The sequence below is a fragment of the Olleya sp. HaHaR_3_96 genome (assembly GCF_019278545.1).
GTDB lineage: Bacteria > Bacteroidota > Bacteroidia > Flavobacteriales > Flavobacteriaceae > Olleya.
This window is the reverse complement of record NZ_CP058987.1, coordinates 513,061-535,720: the sequence shown is the minus strand read 5'-3', so window position 1 is coordinate 535,720 and position 22,660 is coordinate 513,061. Positions and strand designations below refer to the sequence as shown.

The following is a 22,660-nucleotide window of genomic DNA, read 5'->3' as shown; positions in this document are numbered from 1 at the left end:
AGGCATTATTACTAACGTCAGTTCGGGTGTTTTCATTTTTTAACTGAAAATATAGCGATAACCTCAATTAATCATGATAGAAATAGAACGTAAATTTTTAGTCAAATCAGATGGTTTTAAAGCGGAAGCTTTTAAACAGACCCGAATTGTTCAAGGATTTTTAAGTACGGATAAAAAACGAACGGTAAGAGTGCGGATAAAAGGCGCGGACGGCTACTTGACTATAAAAGGAGAATCTTCTAAAAATGGTTTGTCTCGTTTTGAATGGGAGAAAAAGATCCCGAAGCAAGAGGCAGAACAACTTTTAGAACTTTGTAAAAAAGGAGTCATAGATAAAATACGTTACGAAGTCAAAGTCGATAACCATACTTTTGAAATAGATGAGTTTTTTGGAGAAAACGAAGGTTTGGTAGTGGCTGAAGTCGAATTGAACTCCGAAACAGAAGATTATACAAAACCCAATTGGTTAGGAACAGAGGTCACAGGGATTACTAAGTATTATAATTCTCAATTAAGTGAACATCCGTATACGCTTTGGGTCGAATAAAAAATGGAGTTTTAAGTTATTTAGAGATTGTGACTTTTCGTTTCAACTCGTTCCCAAAGTTATCTACTACAACAATCCAATGTTCTCCAATTTCTGGTAGAATGGCCATGTCATGAATATCGGTGGTTTGTCCGATGTAGGTTTTGTCTATATACCAATATAAGGTGCTGTTTTTTTTGGAGTGTGCTACTTTTAAGATTAGTTCATTAACGGTTTCATTAAAATCCTTGGGTAGAAAAATAGTGCTCGCATTTTTTGGGTAAATAAATTGCATAGTAATGGCGTTTTCGCCTAAACAATCAGGTCTAAATGGAGGTAAGGATTTGTAAAAAGGATTCTTTTTTTTGTAGTAGTATTCCACTAAAGGTGGTAGTATAAACCAAGATTGTGTCGAAATAGCATTTAGGTCTTCACAAGACGTATTAACTTGAAACGTATTAGTGTTATCTAAATGAATCAATTTATGATAGGGGCAAGGTCTGGTTTTTAAGCCACTTTTCTGAACAAATTGAAGTTCTGTTTCTCGGCAGTTAAGAGAGGCTCTGTAACCGCTAATTGAGCAGACCTCAATGTCCTGCATTTCATCCAATGGTTTTTTAAACCATGGACTGTTTGGTAATAAGTGAAAGACATCAAATAATATAGGTGCGGCAGCCTGAACACCAACTAAGCCGGGACGACCTTCTCCATCCGCATTACCAACCCAAACACCAACAACATAATCCTTTGTGCTACCAATAGCCCAAGCGTCTCTAAAACCATAACTGGTGCCTGTTTTCCAAGCGATTTGTTTAGAATTATCGAAAAACTCCCAGTTATCATCGCCTTCGGGTCTGTTAACTTCTTTTAAACTTTGGTATGTCAGGTATATGGAAGCGGCATCAAACAGTGTTTTTTCTGTAGATTTTGTGCCAAAATCAATCGTTTTTGAGGCAAAATATGTTGGCTCACAAAACTCGTTTGAAAAATATTCGCTAGACGTATCATTAAAATGATTGATGGTAGACGAGAAAGCAGCATAACTTTTGCATAAATCCCAAAGGTTACTTTCGGCACCACCTAAAATTAGAGATAGACCATAATGATTAGCGTTATAAGTAATGTCTTTTAAATTTAAAGCTTTCAAATAATGATGAAAGCGATCTAGCCCAAACTCCTGAAGCATTCTAACTGCTGGGACATTTAATGATCTAGATAATGCTCGTTTTGCAGGGACAGCACCATCAAATTCTTTATTAAAGTTTTGTGGTGTATAATTACCGAATTGTGTCGGGATATCTGCAACTAGCGTATTTGGTAAAATGTCTCCTGCATCTAACATGGCGGCGTATAAAAAAGGCTTCAAAATACTACCAGTACTGCGGGGTTTGGTTACAATATCAACACTGTTTTGGTGTTTTTTATCTGTTGGTGCATTGCCGACATAGGATAATACTTGTCGTGTTTTAACATCTAAAACTAAGACAGAGATATTATATATTTCGTTTTGCTTTAAGGTGTTATAATGATTGGAAACAATGGTATTTACTTGTTCTTGAAGTTGTTTGTTAATTGTCGTTTGAATGCGCTCTCCTTTATTTGTTTTAGAGATGGTTTGTAATAAATGAGGAGCAATTTGAGGTAGAGCATAAGGTTTTTGTGGTAAACCTTCTGCAATTGATAAGTTGTAAGTCAGTTGGTCTATCGTTTGATTGTCTAACAGTTTTTTTAATAAGCGGTTTCGTTTTTCAAACAATCGCTTTTGATTTTTACCAGGATAAATTAAACTAGGCGCATTAGGTAATACGGCAAGTGTTGCACTTTCAGCCCAAGATAAATCATTGGCATTTCTATTAAAATAACGCCATGAAGCAGCATCAATCCCGATAACATTTCCACCGAAAGGGGCATGACTGGCATAGAGTGCTAATATTTTTTCTTTACTATACTTTAATTCTAACCGGGTCGCTAAAATCATTTCTTTTAGCTTTTCAATATAGGTTCTAGATTGTCCTTTTCTTGAAAGTCTAATAACTTGCTGTGTTATGGTGCTCCCGCCTCGTTTGACTTTGCCCGAACTTATGTTTTGTTTTATAGCTTTAAAAATAGAAATAGGGTTGAAACCAGGGTGTTTGTAAAAGTACTCATCTTCAAAAGCGATAATGCAAGTTTTAAACTTTTCGGGAATACTATCACTTTCCGGAAAACGCCACTGCCCATCTTTTGCTATTTGAGCACCAAGTAAAATAGAGGTGTTACTTGTAATAACAGTGGCTGTCGGATCTTTAAAGAGTTGCTTAGGTAAACAGAAAATATAGGCAACTAATAGCACAAAAAGAACTATCGATTTTATCCTATTTTTTTTAATAAAATTAATTATCCTATGCATAAACACTTTAGAAGTCGATTAGTTATTTAAAATAGTGTTTTCCCACTGTCGTGGGAATACATTATTTCTCAACTTCTATCCATTGTCCTTTGTTTCTTACTAAAAATTTATTGTCATACATCGCTTCTGCTTGTAAGCCTGGTAAGTAATAGGTCCCTAAATACGACGCATTAAGCATGACATTAAATGTGTTGGTTTTCTTTGGGCCTAAATCAAAATAGAAATTTACACGGTCATCTCTAATATCAGTAAACCTAGCTTGACTAGTTGTGGAAGCACCAAACGCCGTAAATCGTGTGTTTACAATTTCCCAACCTGATGGGAAAATTTGTGTCAACGCGATATCATTTACATTGTAATCTTTAGTATTCGTAACTTGTACTGTAGCAACAAAATCTTGTCCTTGTTGTAGCTTAGATATAGCAATGCTATTCCCTTTTAAGTCTTTATAGACGACGTTAGCCGTTAAACCTCTTTGCTCTGCTAATTCTTGTCCTAATGGTAGTTTTCCTGAATTTAAAACACGCACGTACACTAAGTTTTGTTTGTTGTTTTTTATGGTAATACTATTGTTCCCATCAGAAATTACTAGAGGACGCTGCGCAATAGCATTTTTAGTATCTAACGTTTCGGTTTTACCATTTACAGTATAATTTAATTTCATTGCTTTTCCACCATTAGCATTTACCATTTTAGCCATGGCTAATAAACTGTATGCTGTTGTTTGTGTACTCATCCAGCGTTGACTAGATAGGTCTTTAGCAATGGTTTCCGATAAGTCTTTGATACGTTTGTCTTTAGTCAGAATCATGGTTTCTAAAGCCATAGCTCTGTTTCTATCGACAGACCCATATGTGTAATAATTATATTTTGGGGGTTGGAAATTAATATTTGCAGTACTTGAGACTTGATTACTAGCTTCAGATTGTCCGGCTAAAGCATAAGCAGCGGCTAAACGCCATTTGGCTTCGTTAGAAATTTCAGAAAATTCGCGTAAGCGGTTCATTGCTCCTAAATCTGCGCTTCCAGCTAATGCTAAAGTGTATAATCTATACGCTTGTGCTAAATCAGAATTATAGGTTCTGTAACTTGGTCTCCAATTTTGAGCTGCTTGTTTTTGATATTTTATCCAATTACTTTTAAAAGTCAATGGTAAAACAAAGCCTTTTTTCTCTGCTTCTATTAAGAAATGTCCCGCATAACTAGTTCCCCAGTCGTTAGCGCTATTTTCTCCAATCCAATAACTCATCCCTCCATTTGGTCTTTGAAAATGCCCTAAACGTTTGATTCCATTTTCTATGTTAGACTGGATTTCTTGCTTTTGGTTAAAGGGAAGATCAAATATATCTTGTAAGAATAATTGTGGAAACACACTTGATGTTGTTTGCTCTACACAACCATGAGGATACTGCACTAGATATTGTAAACGTCTAGTAAAATCCATAGGAGGCAAAGTGGAAAACTCCACACTAGCACTATTGGTTCCAGTAACACCGAAGGTTGAGAAATCTATTGTTTTAGATGAATTAGCCTCTAATGTTGCATCCAAACTTTTAGATGAAATCGGATTAACATTTTCGACATCTATTTCTACTTTATACGTTGAAGATTCGCCATTTCCTGTAGCTATAACTTCAACTGTATTAATACCTTTTGCTTTGCTGACATCTAGTTCAAAGTAGGCCATTTGCTCATCTGGACGTGGAAAAGATAATGATTTGGTTTTGTCTCCAACGACAGTGATGCCTTTGCTTAATTTTAGTTTAATGGAAACATTTTTTACATTAGGTTCCATAGCAAAAACAGTAACAGGAAGTGTTACTTTTTCCCCGGGACTTAATTTTCGAGGCAACGTAGCTAATACCATTAAAGGTTTTTTTACCTGTACAGATTTGTCTGTACTACCATAAGCTTCGGTTTTATTGTTACCAGCAACAACCATTGTTCTTACGGAACCAACATAATTTGGCATTTTTATTTTGTGCGTTTTTCTTCCGCCAGCTTCTAGTTTAAAAGGACCTAAAAAGGTAACCACAGGTTTAAATCTATTCGCTTTTTTGTTTTTACCATCTTCGGCACTTCCATCTCCACCAATAGCAAATACTTGCTCGATACTTCCACTATAGGCACCAACAACATCATCAAAAACATCCCAAGTTTTAACACCTAATGCTTCTCTTGCATAAAAAGAATGCCATGCATTTGGAGTTTTAAATCTAGTAAGGTCTAATAAGCCTTCTTCTACCATGGCAATGGTATACGTCATGGCTTTTTTGTTTTTTTCTGATACAAAAACTTCAAATTCTTCTTCAGGTTTTAAAACACTTGGCATTCTAATTTCTGGTTCTAACTTGGTGTTTGGATCTTCTACTAATAACGGAATAACACCAAATAAACGTAATGGTAAGTCATTGGCAGTAGAAGCATGTGGTTGCAATAAAGATATATTAACAAACACATTTGGAGCCATATTTTTTGTAATAGGGATATCAACGGTTGTTTCTCCTTTTGATGTTTTTACCCATTTAGTTTGTAGGACTTCAGAGCCATTTTCTATACTAACTAAAGCGCGACCTTCTGTTCCTGAAGGGAATGTGATTTTAGCTGTTTCTCCAACATTATAATTTTCTTTGTCTGCCGCAAAGACTAACATTTTAGCTGCTTCTTTGTCTCCAGAGGGTTGGCGTTGCCACCAGTTTTTGTAGAAGTAAGCGGTACGACCGGTCATATGTCCAGAAACAAGGTCTTTAACTGTGATATAGTAACGACCACCATCGTTGTCTGGGACTCTAATATTAAAGGACGCTTTCCCTTTTGTGCTCGTGGTTACCTTGCTATCTAAAAAAGGTTTGTGATACGAGCTAGATGTGTATTGAGAGAGATTGTCGTAAGACGAGTTCCACCACCAACGCCATTCTATTTTGTACACTTTTACTTCAAGATTCTTACGTTTGATTGGCTTCCCTTGGTCGTCTAGCGTTACTACATCAAAGGTGTGATTCTCATCAGTAAAAAAGGAGCCATATGCTTTTGCTTTAGGAGATTTTAATCCTACAAAAGAATTGTAAGGTGCGTAAGGCATAGTAAAAGCATCCATAGAAAAGTCTCCCCCGTTTTCAAAAGCGCGCACTAAAAATTGTGCGTTTAACATACCTGGAGCATCTTGTCCAATGTTTAAGTTTTTAGTGATGTCTGCCAAACCTTCTGCATCAACATTACCTTCAAAAATGGTAACTTCTTCAGTGCTAAATTGCTTGGAAGGATCTCTAAACTGGTAATCTTCGTAGTTTTTGAAGCCAGAATAAGAGGTGCTAAATTTTGCTTTAATTTCTGCTTTTACATTTTTAGCAGGTGCACCATGTAGCCAGTTAACCGAAAGTTTTCCATTTAAAGGAGCATTAGATTTAAGAACTTTATCATCAAAATCTATTTTAATTTTCAAACGATTTGGTTTTACCGTTTCAATTTTAAGACCTTTATAAAAATTAGCCCCACCAACACTAATCTTTGCATTCCAATTACCTGTTTTGTCTTCGGTTGCAGTTGGTATTGTAAATTGGTAGAAATTATTAACGCTATTATTAACTATGTTTTTAAAAGCTAGTTTGCCGTTTGCGTCTGTCACTTCTAATTTTACAGGATGCCCTTTTGGAAGCGCATTAGCAATATCATTTAACATAAAGGTTAAGTGGATAGAGTCTCCTGGTCTCCAAACCCCTCTTTCAGTATAAATGTAGCCTTTAAGGCCGCGTTGCAAAGTGGCTCCTGAGACATCAAATTTACTAAGTGAAAGTGAGTTTCCGTCGCGTAGTTTCACGAAAGTGTTATGCTTTTCTTTAGTGATAATTGCAAATGCAGCTAGTTTATCTGTTTTAAGTTTTGCCAATCCATCGGTACCAGAATTGGTTGTTGCTAACTCTTGTTGTTGGAAATTATACAAGGTTATTTTAGCCCCTGATTCGGGGTTGGTGGTTAGAATATTGGAAATAGCAAAATGGTAGGTGTTACCAGATCCTTTTTTAACAATAGCACCTAGGTTAGACGCTATTAAATTTTGAGAAATGACTTTATTAGCATTGTAATACGCATCATTACACGGGTTGTTACGTTCTCTCCAATTATAATTATTATTGCGATAACTATAAGTGATATTGTCCCAATATTCCTCTTCTTTTAAATCTTCATCTTCTGTATTAGTGTATGTGTAATCACCATCGCCATAATAATCGTTGTAATAATACTCGTCGTCATAGTAGTAATCGTCATCGTCTTCGTTGCTCGAGACACTTGCATTAGCATCACAATCATATAAAGAATATTCTTTTTTGTAATCTAATTCTACGCGATAAATAGAACCAGGATCAGCATTGATATATTTTGAAAGATCAATACTATACGTTTTCCATTTTCCATCGTTTTGTATTGGGTCATCAATAAGTGTTATGGTATGTTTGGCAATCCGTCTACCAACACGTCTTATTTCATTAGAGTTATTACTTTCTAGACTATTGTCTTGTAAAAACTGAAGGATGTTGTCTTCAAAAATCTTAATAATTTTAACATCAACCGCACTTAAATTTACAGCTTCAAAATTAAAATTTAGTTGTTCTGAATTTGGTAAAATCACACCACTGTTAACCAATTTAATTTGTGGTTTAACATCTTCAAAAGCTATAGTCTCACTAAACCGTGTTTTTAATTTATAACCATCTGTGTTTTTTATACCTTGAAAAACATCAACTTGAACGTTACCAGTGATTTTAGATTCAGGATAGGCTTTTAAAACATTTCCATTAACAATAAATTTAGGATTTTTACTATTTTGAATAGTGACTAATCCATCAAAATTTTGTTGCTTTTTAATGGGGTCAGAAAAGTTGATTGATAAATACTGTTCTGGCGATTGCACCACATTTACAGATAGAATCTTAAAATTATTTTTTCCTGGGATAGCAAACGTGTTTTCTCCAGAATTATCAGCTTTAATTGCTTTTCCATTCCATTTTATCAAAATTTCAGAATTTTCAAGCAAACGGTTAATGCTGTCTATTTTAAATTCGAAATATTTTGAAGGCTGGCTTTTTTCATTCCAAACGATATTTAAGTTTTTACCTTTTTGAGAGGCTGTTATTAGTTGCTTAGCTTGTTGTAATGTAATAACATCAGATGCTTTGGCAACTCCTAGTAAATATTGCCATTCTTTTGAGTAAGATTGTAAATCGTTGGTTTCAATATTAAAATTAGGGGTGATTGTTTTAAACTGAAACGTGTAATCTTTAAATTCTTTTGGGATATCGCTATATATTTCACCTAGACCAATAGTTACGGTATACTCTGTGTCTGGTTCTAACGTTTCATCAGGAATAAAATTTATAGAATGGCTATTAATAACAATAGCTTTCCCTTCCACGTAAGGCGAAATGTTAAATACACTTTTGTCTAATACTTGATCGGCTTCCCAACCTTTAACAGCTTCGGATAGATTTACCCTGACATTGTCTGCAACAGACACACGACCAGAAGTAGTATAGCTTATATAGTCCCTGAATTTAAAGAGGTTATCTGTTTCTGTTTGTTTTTGTTTACAGGAAACAGCTAGGGAAAAAATAAGCAAAAGGGTAAATAGCGATTTTAATTGCATACGGTTAGATATTGTAAGATGAAAAGTTTAACAAGAAGATACTTGTTAAATTAAATACGTTTAGTTTTTGATTTTTAGTATGTTACTGGTTGTTAAAGTTATGGTAAAATTTAACTTTAGTCAGTAAAATTAAGAAATTTATTGAGAAAATCAATCTAATTTTGGAGCTAAATAGTTAATGAGTTTTAAGCCTTAAAAACTGCTAAAAAATCGATGAAATAGTAGTATATTGGCTAAAAATTAAATAATTCTTAAAAATCATTATAATATGCAAGCAGTTTCAGCTGATTTCGGAATAAAAGAAGCCTTAAAACAATTAGGGTTAAAAGATATAAATGAAGGAACATCTACAGGTTTAAATAACTTTGGAAGTGGAGAGTTAATTGAGTCTTACTCGCCAACAGATGGTAAATTAATAGGTAAAGTATCAACAACGACTAAAGCCGATTACGAAAAAGTAATCAATAAAGCAACGGAAGCTTTTGTTGGATTTAGAGCAATGCCTGCACCACAAAGAGGAGAGATTGTAAGACAATTTGGAAATAAATTAAGAGCATTAAAAGAACCTTTAGGAAAGTTAGTCTCTTATGAGATGGGTAAATCTTTACAAGAAGGTTATGGAGAAGTACAAGAAATGATAGATATCTGTGACTTCGCAGTCGGGTTATCAAGACAACTAAATGGACAAACAATCCCTTCAGAACGTCCAGGTCATGTCATGCGAGAGCAGTGGCACTCTTTAGGTGTTGTTGGAATAATCTCAGCATTTAACTTCCCTGTAGCGGTTTGGGCTTGGAATACAGCTTTAGCTTGGGTTTGTGGTGATGTATGTATCTGGAAGGGATCAGAAAAAGCACCGCTTTGCTCGGTAGCTTGTCAAAATATTATTGCATCAGTTTTAAAAGAAAATAACTTGCCAGAAGGTATTTCTGCTATTATCAATGGTGACTACAAAGTGGGTGAGTTTATGACAACTGATCACAGAATTCCATTAATATCTGCAACAGGGTCTACTAGAATGGGACGTATTGTTGGAGCAACAGTAGCGGAACGTTTTGGAAAATCGTTATTAGAGTTAGGAGGAAACAATGCTATTATTATTACGCCAACTGCAGATTTAAAAGTTGTAGTTCCTGGCGCTGTATTTGGTGCTGTTGGTACTTGTGGACAACGTTGTACATCTACTAGAAGACTAATTATTCACGAATCAGTTTACGATAAAGTAAGAGATGCAATTGTTGGTGCTTACGGACAATTAACTATTGGAAATCCATTGGATGAGAAAAACCATATTGGACCGTTAATAGATAAAGATTCTGTAAATACTTATTTAGCTGCTATTGAAAAAGCAAAAGCTGAAGGTGGTAAAGTGCTAGTGGAAGGTGGTGTTTTAGAAGGTGAAGGTTATGAGTCTGGATGTTATGTTAAGCCAGCTATTATTGAAGCTAAAAACGATTTTGAAATCGTACAATCGGAAACATTTGCGCCAGTATTATATTTAATTAAATATTCAGGTGATGTAGAAAATGCAATTGCTGCTCAAAACGGTGTTGCACAAGGATTATCATCTGCAATTATGACTAACGAATTGAAGGAAGCTGAAAAGTTTTTATCATTTGCGGGATCAGATTGTGGAATTGCAAATGTAAACATCGGAACTTCTGGAGCTGAAATTGGTGGTGCTTTTGGAGGAGAAAAAGAAACAGGTGGTGGACGTGAGTCTGGATCTGATGCTTGGAAAGTATACATGAGAAGACAAACAAATACAGTAAATTATTCAGATGAATTACCTTTAGCTCAAGGTATTAAGTTTGATTTATAAATCATTTTTCGCTGTCGCGGAACTAAAGCCATATCGAAATATGTGGCTTTTTTTGTGCTTTAAACTTATTTATTGTGTACTTCGTCGATTTTTTAGTTCAAAATTCTATTTAGTGTTAATAAATGTTAAAAGGTTTTTAATTTTTTAATAACTTGATAGTCATTAACTTAAAAACCAAACCATAATGAGTAAAAAAACCGGTTATCTTCTAGGTATTTTGCTGACTATTATTCTAGGTACAATTCTGTACTGGTTTTTGTGTTGTAATTGTTGTGCTGGTACTGCAGATGCAGAGGCCGATTCTAAAACAGATACAATAGAAAACAAGGATGATGTTCCCGCAAAATTAGATGCTACCATGAATGCATTTGCAGTAAGTGATGCTAATGGTAATTTAAGTTTTGATATTAATGATAATATTAATTTCAAAACATCAGACTATCACTATATAGAACCTCTATCAACAGAGGTAGACAATGGATTGACACAACTTGTAGATTATTTAGATGCAGATCCAAGTAAGACTATTAATGTTACAGGTCATTATAGAAGTGAAGAAACAAATGTTTCGGCCTTTCCTAATCTAGGGTTGGCAAGAGCTAATACTATTAAAAATCAATTAATCTCAAAAGGAATGTCTTCTAAAAAGATAAATACCTTTGGGGTATTGGATGATAATTTTACTGCAGATAGTAATGGTGTTTTGCATGGGCCTTTAAGCTATAGTATTACTACAATAGTAGAATCGGATAATAGTGAAGCAGATGCGTTACAGGAGTTGGGAGATGCTATTAAAGCAGATCCATTGATTTTATATTTTAATACGGCTCAAGCTTCAATTAATTTAACGGCAGTACAACGTCAAAAAGTGGCTGATATGGTTAAATATACAGACAAGGTTGATGGCGCTATGCTTAATGTGACAGGTTATACTGATAATACCGGAGATCAGATAAATAATGTAAGGTTAGGACAGGAAAGAGCAGACTTTGCTAAAAATTATTTAATAGAAAATGGTATTGCAGCCAATAAAATCAATAGTACTTCTAAAGGACCAGACGCTCCAATTGCAGATAATGCAACAGCGGAAGGTCGTGCAAAAAATAGAAGAGTCGTCGTAACCATTAACTAACAAAAATAAAAATCATGAATTTATCATTAAATATATTTAGTAGTATCCCTTGCTGGTTAATCCCATTATTGGTGGGTGTAATATGTGCTATTTTAGGCTATCTTTTAGGGCGATTATTTGGAGGAAGCAATACTAATAGTACTGTAGACTTGGATGTCTATAAAAGTCGAATAGGCAAACTGGAAACAGATTTGGCGGCTTGTAAAGCAAGTAAGGAATCTGTATCGCGTTTTTCGGGAGCAGGTAATACAGCGTCTTCTTTTACTGCGGGAGCAGTAACTGGTGCGGCTATTAAGTCACATGAGGTTTCAAGTGTTACGCCTGTTGCGTCAATTGAGCCAGTGGTGCCGAGTCAGCCTGTTGCTCCAGTAATTGCTTTTGATGCGGCTGCAGCTAAGGCTGTCTTTGGAAAAACAATCAAGCAAGACGACTTGACTGTTGTAGAGGGGATTGGACCTAAAATTAAAGAGTTGTTTCATAATCATGATGTTACGACTTGGGCAGCGCTTGCAAATTGTAGCGTGGAAAAATGTGAAGAGGTTTTAAAAAGTGGCGGTAAACGTTTTGAATTGCATAAGCCAGGAACGTGGCCAAAACAAGCCGATTTAGCAGCTAATGGCTTATGGAAAGAGCTAAATGACTGGCAAGATCTATTAGATGGTGGTCGGTAATAATTACTATTAAAACAACAAAAAAGCCAATAGTTACAATTGTAATTATTGGCTTTTTAAGTAATATAAAACCTTATTCAATGCCGAATCTTTGTCGGGAGAATTAAGGTTTTTGAAGTTAATTAAAAGTTTCCCCTATTATAAGTGCCTTGTTAATTAACTGTTTATAGTTGTTGGTCGAATTTTACATCTTAACTAACAACTTTAAGTTTAATTGTATTTAACTTTTCGTAAAATACGCAAAACGTCTTTATACTTTCTGTATATTTCAGGAAAGGGTTTTAAATAAGGTTTAGCCTCGTTTAATTTGTCTAACGCTTCATGAAATAAATTCAGATAACATATAAGATACGTATCAGGGAGGTTGTTTAGATCTTTTAATTCGTTATTATTTAATAATTGTTCGTTTTTTAATTTTTCTAGTATTGCATTATTAGAGTTATAAATGTGATGTAGTATCTTTTTATCAAATTGAGGCGCATTAAAAATTAAGGTTGAGACTATGTTATAACTAGCGTTATCGTTAAAACTAATTATTGTTTTTTCTAGTGGATAATATTTATAAGACTTTTGAAGTCCGAGCTGTAAATATTCAATTATAGTAAAAGAATTTTCGTTAAAGGTGATAGATACTTCATCTAAAGTTGAAAAAAACAAACGCACTTGCTCATTAATTAATTCAATATCTACTCTAGAATAAAACGTTTCATCTCTAACTTGCTTTTTTTCACCTGACCAACACAACACAAAATACTCTTTGAAAACAATGTATTTTGGATTGTAGTCTTGTCTTTTTTTCATAAAATCAAAAACGCCATCTAAAGTGTATTCAATATTATTTTGTGCATGATTTTCTATGGCTTCAACAATCTTAGAATTAACGTCTGTTATTTCGCTTTTAAAAACCTTAGGCATGCTAATGCTTCCATCTCTAAAAAAGACTGAGCCTCCATAATATTTCCAGATATTTTTTCTGAGAGAAGTCAAGCCTTCTTTTGGACGAATGGTAACAAGTCCAACAACTTTATGGTCTGGTAAATGCGGAAAAGGGATGTTCTCGTATTGTACTATCGGTGGGTTAGTAAAATACGCGTTGATGAGGTTTTGAATTTTAGAATCGTCAAAAAAATCAACACCAATAATTTGATTGTCTTCATCTTCCACGCCAATAACTATAAACGAATTGTTTTTTGGATTGGAGTTTGATAATGCGCAAACGTGTTTTAAAAATTTAGCTTTACCTTCTTTTTGACTAATGTCAATTTTTCGCTTTTTATCGTAAAAACTATTCTCGTCGTTATGTGCGAGTAGGTTTTTGATAAGTAAGCGTTTATTAATCATGACTTATATCTAGGTGTTATATTTTAAAGTAGTTTTATCTCGCGACTTAGATTTTCTCTAGCTTGTTGTTCGTATTGTTTTTTATAGTGTTCTGTAAAATATAAGTTTTCTCTTTCTAAAAAGTGATGTAACACTTTTTTACGACCGGGATTGTACATAAAATCAGGGTATATTTTATACTCTTTTCTAATATTTGAAATATACTTTTTATAAGTATTCCAATCGGTGCCAAGAATAGATAAATCTAAATCCAAAAGCACAGCATTATCATTATTCTGTGTTACTAGTATATTATGTTTTTTAGTAGATAATATTAAATGCTCTACTGATTGTGCTCTTTCTGGTTTAAAATTTACCCTTTTGAGTCTTTTTAGAGCAAAAAGAGCACTTTTTTCTTCATTATCTTTTTTTGTTGATTTGTATATAATGTCGTGATACCAAATAGCAAAACGTAAACTATCTAAATCTTCAATTTTTGTTTGAATCTGATCCAATTGCTTCAGCATAGTAAAAATATGAGAAAGATTATGATAGTGCCTGTCTTTTGTAGTGTAGTGCAATTCAATGTCTTTCCAAAGTGATTCAGCTAAAGGACTATCGCAATAGTTTTTAGTTAGTTTAAGCCATTCGGATTTAAGCCAATCAATCATTGTGTTAGTCCTTTTTTACGATAGTAGAACTAGCTTGTGCGGTACAAAATAGTAGTACATCAGCGATATTTACATGTGCTGGACGTGATACTGCAAAGTAAATAACGTCTGCTAGGTCTTCTGGTTGTAGTGCTTTGTAACCTTTATAAACGTTGTCTGCTTTGGCGTCTCCTTTAAAACGGACTTGAGAGAACTCAGTCTCCACTAAACCTGGGTTTATGGCAGTCACTTTAATTCCGAAAGGGTTGAGGTCAATGCGCATGCCCTCGGTGACAGCAACGACTGCGTGTTTACTGGCGCAATACACGTTGCCTTTTGGGTAGACTTCTTTTCCTGCTGAAGATCCAATATTAATAATATGTCCTGATTGACGCGCTGTCATTTGTGGTATAATAGCTTTGCTAACATATAATAACCCTTTTACGTTTATGTCTAACATGGCATCCCAATCGTCTAAATTACCATCCTGTATTGGGTCTAATCCATGTGCGTTTCCGGCATTGTTTATTAAAATATCTATTTGTTTAAAATTTTCAGGAACTGAATCGATAGCAGTAAAGACCGCTTTTTTATCGCGAACATCAAAATTTAGAGTATGCACATTGGTTTGTTTTGATAATGCTTTTTCTATAGTGTCTAAACGTTCTTGGCGACGCCCGCAAAGGATAAGGTTAATACCATGTTTGGCAAACTCATGTGCTGTTGCACGACCTATTCCACTGGTTGCACCGGTAATTAATGCTGTTTTAGTATTACTCATGTTTGTATTGTTTTATGGTACTTTATGTCCTTGGCTAGCAACTAATATTGAAAACCAGTCTTCTAATTCTAATGTGATATTTGTCGCTGCGATAGCGCCACTTAATCTTTTTGTGTTTGTGGTGCCTACAACTGGTAATATATTGGCAGGGTGTTTTAAAATCCATGCTAATAATAATTGGTCTTCTGTGGCATTGTATTTTTGTAATAAACGCCCTAGCTGTTTATGTATACGTCTGGTTTGTTCAGTATCTTCTCTAAAAGTGCTTCCTAAAGGAGACCAACACATAGATTGTGTATTATTTAATTGCATTAGATCCAAAGTACCGTCGTGCATTGCAGTATGTTGCGTTAAAGAAAACTCTATTTGATTAACAGAAATAGGAATGTATTTGGATAACAGCGCACTTTGCGATGCCGTAAAATTAGACACACCAAAGTCTTTAATTTTTCCTTGTTGTTTTAAACTAGAAATCGCCTCTGCAATCTCTTCTGATTGCATTAATGGACTTGGTCTGTGTAATAATAATAGATCTAGATAGTCTGTTTTTAGTTTTTTTAGTGATTGTTCTGTAGACCAAATAATATAATCCTTACTATAATTATAGTGTTTGACCTTGTTTTCTGGTCGTGTTTGTCCAATGTATTGAATACCACATTTAGAAATTAACTGAATATTTTGTCGGTCTATATTGGATTCCGCGAAAGCGTTTCCAAAATCAATCTCAGTGGTGTAGTCACCATAAATATCCGCATGATCAAATGTAGTTATTTGATTATCAATACAATGATTCATTAGTGATATCATGTCTTTTTGGTTCAATTGCTTGCCCCATTTTCCCCAAGTCATAGCTCCAGCAATAACTTTAGAATACTTGTTTTCTGTCATAGAATAAATTGTGCAATAAAAGTAAACCATAAAATACTCTTAAAAGTGCATCAAACACCCTATTTTTAACCAATTATTAACACGATTACAGCTAAAAATTTAACAATTTGCACCACTTGAATTTAAATAACGGTTCATTTTCTTAAAAAACAATACATAATGGAACAAACAAGTACAATTGATATCAAGTCGATTAACGAGAAAATTGAAAAGGAAAGCGCATTTGTAGATTTACTGATGCTTGAAATGAATAAAGTAATTGTTGGTCAAAAACATATGGTCGAACGATTACTAATTGGTCTTTTAGGACAAGGGCATATCTTGTTAGAAGGAGTGCCTGGTTTAGCAAAAACGTTAGCCATTAATACCTTGTCTCAAGCCATTGATGCTAGTTTTAGTCGTATACAATTTACACCAGATTTACTACCATCTGATGTTGTAGGGACGTTGATTTTTAATATGAAAGAGAATGATTTCTCAATTAAAAAAGGGCCAATATTTGCTAATTTTGTTTTAGCAGATGAGATTAACAGAGCGCCGGCAAAAGTGCAATCTGCATTATTAGAAGCGATGCAAGAAAAGCAAGTGACTATTGGTGATGAAACCTTTAAGTTGGATAAGCCTTTTTTAGTAATGGCCACTCAAAACCCAGTAGAGCAAGAAGGAACATATACATTACCAGAAGCACAAGTCGATAGATTTATGCTGAAAACGGTTATAGATTACCCAAAGCAAGCAGACGAGCAGCTAATTATGCGTGCTAATTTAAAAGGGAGCTGGGAAAAAGTTAATCCAGTTGTTTCTGTTGCTCAAATATTAAGAGCGCAAGAGTCGGTTAGGGAAGTGTACATGGATGAGAAGATTGAAAAATATATCTTAGATATCATTTTTGCAACACGTTATCCGGAAAAATATAAACTAGCAGATTTAAAACCATTAATTTCTTTTGGAGCGTCGCCTCGTGGTAGTATTAACTTGGCAACTGCAGCTAAATGTTATGCGTTTATTAAGCGTCGTGGTTATGTAATACCAGAAGATGTACGTGCAGTAGTACACGATGTATTACGTCACAGAATTGGAATTACGTATGAAGCAGAAGCGGAAAATGTAACTTCCGAGGATATTATAAATAAGATTGTAAACGAAATTGAAGTACCATAGATGAGTTGGCAGTAATTAGTGTTATTAGGCATTAGCTAATTTGAATACTAATTATTTTTTGACTGTTAACTGAAGACTGCACACGGCATACTTAAAAAAATGGATACTAAAGAGCTACTAAAAAAAGTACGTAAAATTGAGATTAAGACACGTCGCTTGTCTGATCATATTTTTGGGGGAGAATACCATTCTACCTTCAAAGGTCGTGGTATGACATTTTCTGAAGTGAGACAATATCAATTTGGAGATGATGTAAGAAACATCGATTGGAATGTTACCGCACGTACTAATCAACCGCATATCAAAGTTTTTGAAGAAGAACGCGAATTAACGATGATGCTTATGGTGGATGTTTCGGGGTCAGAATTTTTTGGAACCGAAAAACAATTTAAAAACGAAATTGTAACAGAGATTGCGGCGACCTTAGCATTTTCAGCAACACAAAATAATGATAAGATTGGTTTAATTTTATTTTCCGATCAAGTCGAATTATTTATCCCACCTAAAAAAGGACGTTCTCATGTATTGAGAATTATCAGGGAGTTAATCGAGTTTGAGCCTAAAAGCAAAGCGACTAATATTGTCGAAGCTTTGAAGTTTTTACGTGGTGTCATGAAAAAGAAAGCTATTGTTTTTATGATGAGTGATTTTATTGCTGATGACTATCAGCAAACGCTTAAAATAGCAGCAGGAAAACATGATATTACCGGAATACGGGTTTTTGATAGGCATGAAGAAAGTATCCCGAATTTAGGAATGGTACAAATGCAGGACGAAGAAACGGGAGAGCTGATGTTGGTTAATACTAACTCTAAAACAGTTAGAACAAACTATGCTAAATTTTACAACGAAAAAGTAAGCTATTATAAAAATAGTTTTGCCAAATCTGGAGCAGGAAGTATTGCTTGCAGGACAGATGAGAGTTATGTAAAGAAGCTATTAGGCTATTTTAAAACAAGAGGATAATTAATTAGCTACAAGTGAAAAAAGAAATACATTTTAATAAAGTAAATACAATCAAAGCGATAGGATTTTGTCTTGTGGCGATTGCCCTTTTACTTCTGCCTTCAAGTTCTTTTGGTCAAGTAAAAACGTCAATTGATTCGACTTCCATACAAATTGGAGCACAAATTACTTATAAGATAGAAGTAGAAACGGATACTGTAAATAGTGTCGTGTTTCCTGTTGGGCAAAGTTTTATGCCTTTAGAGATGATTGAGTCGTACAAAACGGATACAACCAAGCAAAATGCTAAATATAAATTAATAAAAAAATATGGATTAACACAGTTCGATTCTGGACATTATGTTATTCCAAAACAAAAAGTAATTATTGCAGGAAAGCAATATTTGACCGATTCGTTATTAGTCGATATTAGCAATATTGCAGTAGATACTACTAAGCAAAATTTATATGATATTAAACCCATGTTACAGGTTGATAAACCAGCTAGTAGTTGGTGGATTTATGTGGTAATAGGTTTAATCGTTTTAGCTTTAGTTGGTTTTTTGATTTATTGGTTTGTTTGGCGTAAAAAACCACTAACAGAAGAAGAGCAAATAGCCTTGTTGCCACCTTATGATAGAGCAAAATTGGCATTACAGAAGTTGGATGAAAGTAATTATTTGTCTCAGGATAATTATAAAGATTATTACTCGGAGTTAACATTAGCGATACGTACTTATTTAGACGAAAAGGTGTATGATAGAGCCTTAGAAAGTACAACAGACGAGTTAATAACAAGATTGGAAGTCTTAAGTGATGGTAGTCAGATAGAATTATCTAAAGAGGACATCCGAAAACTAGAAACTGTTTTAAAACGTGCCGATTTAGTGAAATTTGCTAAATCTGCTCCCGATGTAGCATTAGCTAAAATTGATAGAACGGTGATTGATCAGGAGATTGATCAGGTTAAAGAAGCGTTACCAGAGGCTACAGAGGAAGAAAAGCTATTAGATTTAGAATATAAAAAAGCACAAGATCGTAAAGATTTTAGGCAAAAAGTATGGGTCACTGTTGCTGCAATAGTGTTTATGCTAGGTTTGACCTTTGCTGCTTTTAGTTATAGATATGGTTTTGGATATGTGGTGGATACGGTGTTTCAAAAAGATACTAAGCAACTTTTAGAAGGCGGTTGGGTTGATAGTGATTATGGTTTTCCTCCAATTACAATCTCTACTCCAGAGGTTTTAAAAAGACAGGAAATGCCTGTTCCGGATGAGTTAAAAGAGCAGATAAAAGTGTCTGCATTTGGTTATGAGCTAGAAAGTAAGTTTACAGTTGGTACTGTAACAACCACTTTTTCTGATGCGCCTACAGGCGAAAAAGGGCCGTCAGCAGAAGATAACTTATTACAGGCAATTGAAGCAAATTTAAAAGCAATTGAGGCCGAAGGTGGAAGAAACATAATAGCTAATAAAGATAAATTTAAAACGCCTAATGGAGCAGAAGGTGTTAAAACCTCTGGAACTTTAGAGTATCCTTCGGATGACTCTAAAGAGGATTATGTTAAAGGTCAATTTGTAATACTAAGTTTTGCTAATGAGCAGGTGATGCAACAAATAATAATCACCTATTTAAAAGATGATATTTACCTAGATCAAGTGGTGGAACGTATTATAGCGTCTGTAGAACTTAAAGAAAAAGAAAACTAATGTTTGACGGAATTACATTTTTAAATAAAGAATTCTTTTGGTTACTTTTAGCATTGCCATTAGCTGTCGTTTGGTATGTTTTTAAAAACCAACAGCAAAATGCAGAATTAAAAATATCAAGTCTTAAAGGGTTTAAGGTTAGTAACTCTGTATTACCAAAATTTAAGCATGTTTTGTTTGGTTTGCGTTTGTTGGCTTTAGGGGTTTTAATAGTAGCATTAGCTAGACCACGTACCTCAGAAACTAATACAAAAACAAAAACCACAAGAGGTATTGATATTGTAATGGCTATTGATGTGTCTGCAAGTATGTTGGCAAAGGATTTAAGCCCTAATCGTTTAGAAGCTTTAAAAAATGTCGCAGCTAAGTTTATTAAAGGGAGACCAAATGACCGTATTGGATTAGTAGAATATGCTGGAGAGAGTTATACTAAAACACCAATAACTAGTGATAAATCTATTGTATTAAACTCGTTAGATGATATTAAATACAATACCATTATAGAAGGTGGTACTGCAATAGGTATGGGTTTAGCGACCTCTGTAAATAGATTAAAGGAGAGTAAAGCAGAAAGTAAAGTCATTATTTTGTTAACGGATGGGGTTAATAATTCTGGCGTTTTAAACCCGAAAATTGCTAGTGAGTTGGCTGTCGAGTTTAAAATTAAGGTGTATACGATTGGTTTAGGTACTAATGGTATGGCTTTGTCGCCAGTTGCAATTTTGCCAAATGGGAAATTTCAATATGAACGCGTTCAGGTAGAGATTGACGAAGATTTGCTTAAGGATATTGCTAAAGTTACAGGAGGTAAATATTTTAGAGCAAATAATAATAAAAAGCTAGAACAGATTTATGCTGAGATTAATAAGTTAGAGAAAACTGAAATTGAAGAAATTAAATACACAACCTATCAAGAGCTTTTTAGACCATTTGTTTGGATTGCAGGATTGCTATTGTTATTAGAGTTTTTGATAAGAATAACATTGTTTAGGAGTTTTGTGTAACAGGCATGCTTTCCGCGAAAGCGACATGTAAATCAATAATTATCGTGTCAAAGTAAGTGTTACTTACTATGATTAAAATAGAATATTAAGAAAAATGTTTCAAATAGAAGAAAAAATATGGTTTTGGACACTACTGGTTATTCCAGTGTTAGTAGTCTTCTTTTTGCTGTTACAATTTTGGAAAAAACGCACACAAAAAAAGTTTGCTAATAAAGCATTATTAAAGCGTTTAAGCCCAAACCAATCGGTGTTCAAATCGGTGTTAAAATTAGTCGTATTGTGTTTGGCTTTTGCTAGTTTGTCTTTAGCGTTAGTCAATCCAAAAGTAGGGACTAGTTTAGAAACCGTAAAGCGTGAAGGTGTAGATATTGTCTTTGCAGTGGATGTCTCTAAAAGTATGTTGGCAGAAGATATTAAGCCAAATAGACTTAAAAAAGCACAACAGTTAGTCTCTAGGATTATAGACGACTTAGGGAGTGATCGTGTAGGGATTATTGCTTATGCAGGAAAAGCATTTCCGCAGTTGCCAATCACAACAGATTATGCTGCAGCAAAAATGTTTTTGCAGAATATGAATACAGATATGCTGTCTTCCCAAGGAACTGCAATAAACGAGGCTATTAATTTAGCAAAAACGTATTATGACGACGACGAGCAAACCAATCGTGTGTTAATTATAATATCTGATGGAGAAGATCATAGCGAAGCAGCTACGCAAGTGGCAGAAGAAGCGAGTAAAGAAGGTATCAAAATATTTACAATAGGTGTTGGAGAGGTTAAAGGAGGGCCAATACCGTTAAGGATAAAAGGCGCATTGGTTGGTTATAAAAAGGATAAACAAGGCGAGACTGTTATCACAAAGCTTAATGAAGAAACCTTAAAGAATATTGCTGATCAGGCGAATGGGGTTTATATTAATGGTGCAAATACAGATAAAGTGGTGAGTCAAATGACCGACATTTTAAATAAAATGGATAAAAAAGAATTTGAGGCTAAACAAGTAGCGAATTTTGAGAGTAGATTTCAGTGGTTTTTAGGATTAGCGATTTTATTGTTTTTAATCGATATTTTCTTATTAGAAAGAAAAACAGCTTGGTTGAAAAAATTAAATCTATTTAACGAGAATTTATAAAACCCTTAACATCAACCATTAAAAGCCTTTAGTATATTTACAAGTTATAAAATTTAAATGAAAAATATTTTAACCTACATATTGCTGTTTTTATCAATAACTGTTGTTGCGCAGGAGCAAGAAGAGGATAAAGCAGCACTAAAACAAAAGTTGAAAGCACAAGGTTTTGTGGCAGAAGCTAATGATTTGGCAAATAGTGATGCTTTTGCTGAAGCAGAAATGGAATACCGTAAAGCATTATCTATAAAGCCGACAGAAGTCGCAGGTGCTTATAATTTAGGACACCAGTACTTTAAAAAAGGTAATTTTGGAGAAGCATTGTACCGCAATCAACAAGCGGCAAAAAATGCTGTAAATAAGTCTGATAAACATAAAGCCTTTCATAATATAGGTAATATTTTAATGGAAGAAAAAAAGTGTAAAGAAGCTGTGGAGGCTTATAAAAGTGCGCTTAGAAATGACCCATCGGATAATGAGACTAGATATAATTTTGCAATAGCTAAAGAGTGTGCAAAACAACAGGAGGATGATAATCCTCAAGACGACGATAAAGAAGGCGATAACAATAAAGACAAAGACGAAAAGAAAGACGAGGATAAAAAAGAGGACGAGGATAAGAAAGATCAGGAAGATCAAGGTGATAAGGATAAGAAAGAAGGTGATCAGGATAAGGATGAAGAGGGAGAGCCTAAGGATGAAAAAGAAAATGATCCAAAGGAAGGTGATCAGAAAAATGAAGAGAAGCAACCACAACCAGGTCAAATGTCGCCTCAGCAAATTAAAAACTTGTTAGAAGCGATGAATAATCAAGAACAAAAGGTTCAAGAGAAAATAAATGCAGAAAAGGTAAAAGGAGCTAAACAGCAGACAGAGAAAGATTGGTAGTTAT

Annotated in this window: 16 protein-coding genes; 10 read left to right on the top strand and 6 right to left on the bottom strand. The window is 34.3% G+C overall.

Annotated features, from left to right (window positions below; all coding sequences use genetic code 11):
- Positions 1-73 precede the first annotated feature (73 nt).
- Positions 74-547, top strand: coding sequence for a CYTH domain-containing protein (locus tag H0I26_RS02235; protein WP_218700831.1), 474 nt, complete (start codon positions 74-76; stop codon positions 545-547).
- 16 nt (positions 548-563) lie between these two features.
- Here the strand turns inward: H0I26_RS02235 and pbpC are convergent, their stop codons facing one another.
- Together pbpC and H0I26_RS02225 are read right to left on the bottom strand one after the other, a co-directional pair.
- Positions 564-2,915, bottom strand: coding sequence for a penicillin-binding protein 1C (pbpC, locus tag H0I26_RS02230; RefSeq protein ID WP_101015633.1), 2,352 nt, complete (start codon positions 2,913-2,915; stop codon positions 564-566).
- A gap of 61 nt (positions 2,916-2,976) precedes the next feature.
- On the bottom strand, positions 2,977-8,556 hold the full coding sequence (locus tag H0I26_RS02225) for an Ig-like domain-containing alpha-2-macroglobulin family protein (protein ID WP_218700830.1): 5,580 nt from the start codon (positions 8,554-8,556) through the stop codon (positions 2,977-2,979).
- A 268-nt stretch (positions 8,557-8,824) separates the two neighbouring features.
- On the opposite strand from H0I26_RS02225, the gene H0I26_RS02220 reads away from it, so the two are divergent.
- The 3 genes from H0I26_RS02220 (at position 8,825) to H0I26_RS02210 (ending at position 12,181) form a co-directional block, all read left to right on the top strand.
- Positions 8,825-10,378, top strand: a complete 1,554-nt coding sequence (locus H0I26_RS02220) for an aldehyde dehydrogenase family protein (protein ID WP_101015631.1) — start codon at positions 8,825-8,827, stop codon at positions 10,376-10,378.
- Between the two features lie 184 nt (positions 10,379-10,562).
- The gene (locus tag H0I26_RS02215) at positions 10,563-11,510 is read left to right on the top strand and encodes an OmpA family protein (RefSeq protein WP_218700829.1); all 948 of its coding nucleotides are present in this window, start codon (positions 10,563-10,565) and stop codon (positions 11,508-11,510) included.
- A 14-nt stretch (positions 11,511-11,524) separates the two neighbouring features.
- A complete protein-coding gene (locus tag H0I26_RS02210) occupies positions 11,525-12,181 on the top strand; it encodes a hypothetical protein (protein ID WP_218700828.1) in 657 nt (218 codons plus the stop codon).
- Positions 12,182-12,391: 210 nt separating this feature from the next.
- Here H0I26_RS02210 and H0I26_RS02205 read toward each other — a convergent pair whose 3' ends face one another.
- Genes H0I26_RS02205 through H0I26_RS02190 form a run of 4 tightly spaced genes read right to left on the bottom strand, consistent with a single transcriptional unit; the run spans position 12,392 to position 15,820 of the window.
- Complete coding sequence (locus H0I26_RS02205) at positions 12,392-13,522, bottom strand: ATP-binding protein (RefSeq protein WP_218700827.1); 1,131 nt, start codon at positions 13,520-13,522, stop codon at positions 12,392-12,394.
- A gap of 23 nt (positions 13,523-13,545) precedes the next feature.
- Positions 13,546-14,172, bottom strand: a complete 627-nt coding sequence (locus H0I26_RS02200; RefSeq protein ID WP_256935236.1) for a hypothetical protein — start codon at positions 14,170-14,172, stop codon at positions 13,546-13,548.
- A 4-nt stretch (positions 14,173-14,176) separates the two neighbouring features.
- Positions 14,177-14,932, bottom strand: a complete 756-nt coding sequence (locus H0I26_RS02195) for an SDR family NAD(P)-dependent oxidoreductase (protein ID WP_218700826.1) — start codon at positions 14,930-14,932, stop codon at positions 14,177-14,179.
- A 12-nt stretch (positions 14,933-14,944) separates the two neighbouring features.
- A complete protein-coding gene (locus tag H0I26_RS02190; protein ID WP_218700825.1) occupies positions 14,945-15,820 on the bottom strand; it encodes an aldo/keto reductase family oxidoreductase in 876 nt (291 codons plus the stop codon).
- A 159-nt stretch (positions 15,821-15,979) separates the two neighbouring features.
- Here H0I26_RS02190 and H0I26_RS02185 point away from each other — a divergent pair, with 159 nt between their 5' ends.
- From H0I26_RS02185 to H0I26_RS02160, 6 genes are all read left to right on the top strand, one after another.
- A complete protein-coding gene (locus H0I26_RS02185; protein WP_136583109.1) occupies positions 15,980-16,981 on the top strand; it encodes an AAA family ATPase in 1,002 nt (333 codons plus the stop codon).
- A 99-nt stretch (positions 16,982-17,080) separates the two neighbouring features.
- Entirely contained in the window at positions 17,081-17,947 is an 867-nt protein-coding gene (locus H0I26_RS02180) for a DUF58 domain-containing protein (RefSeq protein ID WP_218700824.1), read from the top strand.
- 14 nt (positions 17,948-17,961) lie between these two features.
- Entirely contained in the window at positions 17,962-19,635 is a 1,674-nt protein-coding gene (locus tag H0I26_RS02175; RefSeq protein WP_256935235.1) for a FeoB-associated Cys-rich membrane protein, read from the top strand.
- Positions 19,635-20,639 (top strand): vWA domain-containing protein, encoded by a 1,005-nt coding sequence (locus H0I26_RS02170; protein WP_218700823.1) that lies wholly within the window; start codon positions 19,635-19,637, stop codon positions 20,637-20,639. The genes H0I26_RS02175 and H0I26_RS02170 overlap by 1 nt, the downstream gene beginning before the upstream one ends.
- A 94-nt stretch (positions 20,640-20,733) precedes the next feature.
- Positions 20,734-21,771 carry a vWA domain-containing protein gene (locus tag H0I26_RS02165; RefSeq protein WP_218700822.1) on the top strand — a complete coding sequence of 346 codons (1,038 nt, stop codon included), beginning with the start codon at positions 20,734-20,736 and terminating at the stop codon, positions 21,769-21,771.
- A gap of 57 nt (positions 21,772-21,828) precedes the next feature.
- Positions 21,829-22,656 (top strand): tetratricopeptide repeat protein, encoded by an 828-nt coding sequence (locus H0I26_RS02160; protein ID WP_218700821.1) that lies wholly within the window; start codon positions 21,829-21,831, stop codon positions 22,654-22,656.
- Positions 22,657-22,660 lie beyond the last annotated feature (4 nt).

Coding starts and splice junctions, on each gene's coding strand:
- H0I26_RS02235 (WP_218700831.1), top strand. CDS start 74: ATGATAGAAATAGAACGTAAATTTTTAGTCAAATCAGATGGTTTTAAA.
- pbpC (WP_101015633.1), bottom strand. CDS start 2,915: ATGCATAGGATAATTAATTTTATTAAAAAAAATAGGATAAAATCGATA.
- H0I26_RS02225 (WP_218700830.1), bottom strand. CDS start 8,556: ATGCAATTAAAATCGCTATTTACCCTTTTGCTTATTTTTTCCCTAGCT.
- H0I26_RS02220 (WP_101015631.1), top strand. CDS start 8,825: ATGCAAGCAGTTTCAGCTGATTTCGGAATAAAAGAAGCCTTAAAACAA.
- H0I26_RS02215 (WP_218700829.1), top strand. CDS start 10,563: ATGAGTAAAAAAACCGGTTATCTTCTAGGTATTTTGCTGACTATTATT.
- H0I26_RS02210 (WP_218700828.1), top strand. CDS start 11,525: ATGAATTTATCATTAAATATATTTAGTAGTATCCCTTGCTGGTTAATC.
- H0I26_RS02205 (WP_218700827.1), bottom strand. CDS start 13,522: ATGATTAATAAACGCTTACTTATCAAAAACCTACTCGCACATAACGAC.
- H0I26_RS02200 (WP_256935236.1), bottom strand. CDS start 14,172: ATGATTGATTGGCTTAAATCCGAATGGCTTAAACTAACTAAAAACTAT.
- H0I26_RS02195 (WP_218700826.1), bottom strand. CDS start 14,932: ATGAGTAATACTAAAACAGCATTAATTACCGGTGCAACCAGTGGAATA.
- H0I26_RS02190 (WP_218700825.1), bottom strand. CDS start 15,820: ATGACAGAAAACAAGTATTCTAAAGTTATTGCTGGAGCTATGACTTGG.
- H0I26_RS02185 (WP_136583109.1), top strand. CDS start 15,980: ATGGAACAAACAAGTACAATTGATATCAAGTCGATTAACGAGAAAATT.
- H0I26_RS02180 (WP_218700824.1), top strand. CDS start 17,081: ATGGATACTAAAGAGCTACTAAAAAAAGTACGTAAAATTGAGATTAAG.
- H0I26_RS02170 (WP_218700823.1), top strand. CDS start 19,635: ATGTTTGACGGAATTACATTTTTAAATAAAGAATTCTTTTGGTTACTT.
- H0I26_RS02165 (WP_218700822.1), top strand. CDS start 20,734: ATGTTTCAAATAGAAGAAAAAATATGGTTTTGGACACTACTGGTTATT.
- H0I26_RS02160 (WP_218700821.1), top strand. CDS start 21,829: ATGAAAAATATTTTAACCTACATATTGCTGTTTTTATCAATAACTGTT.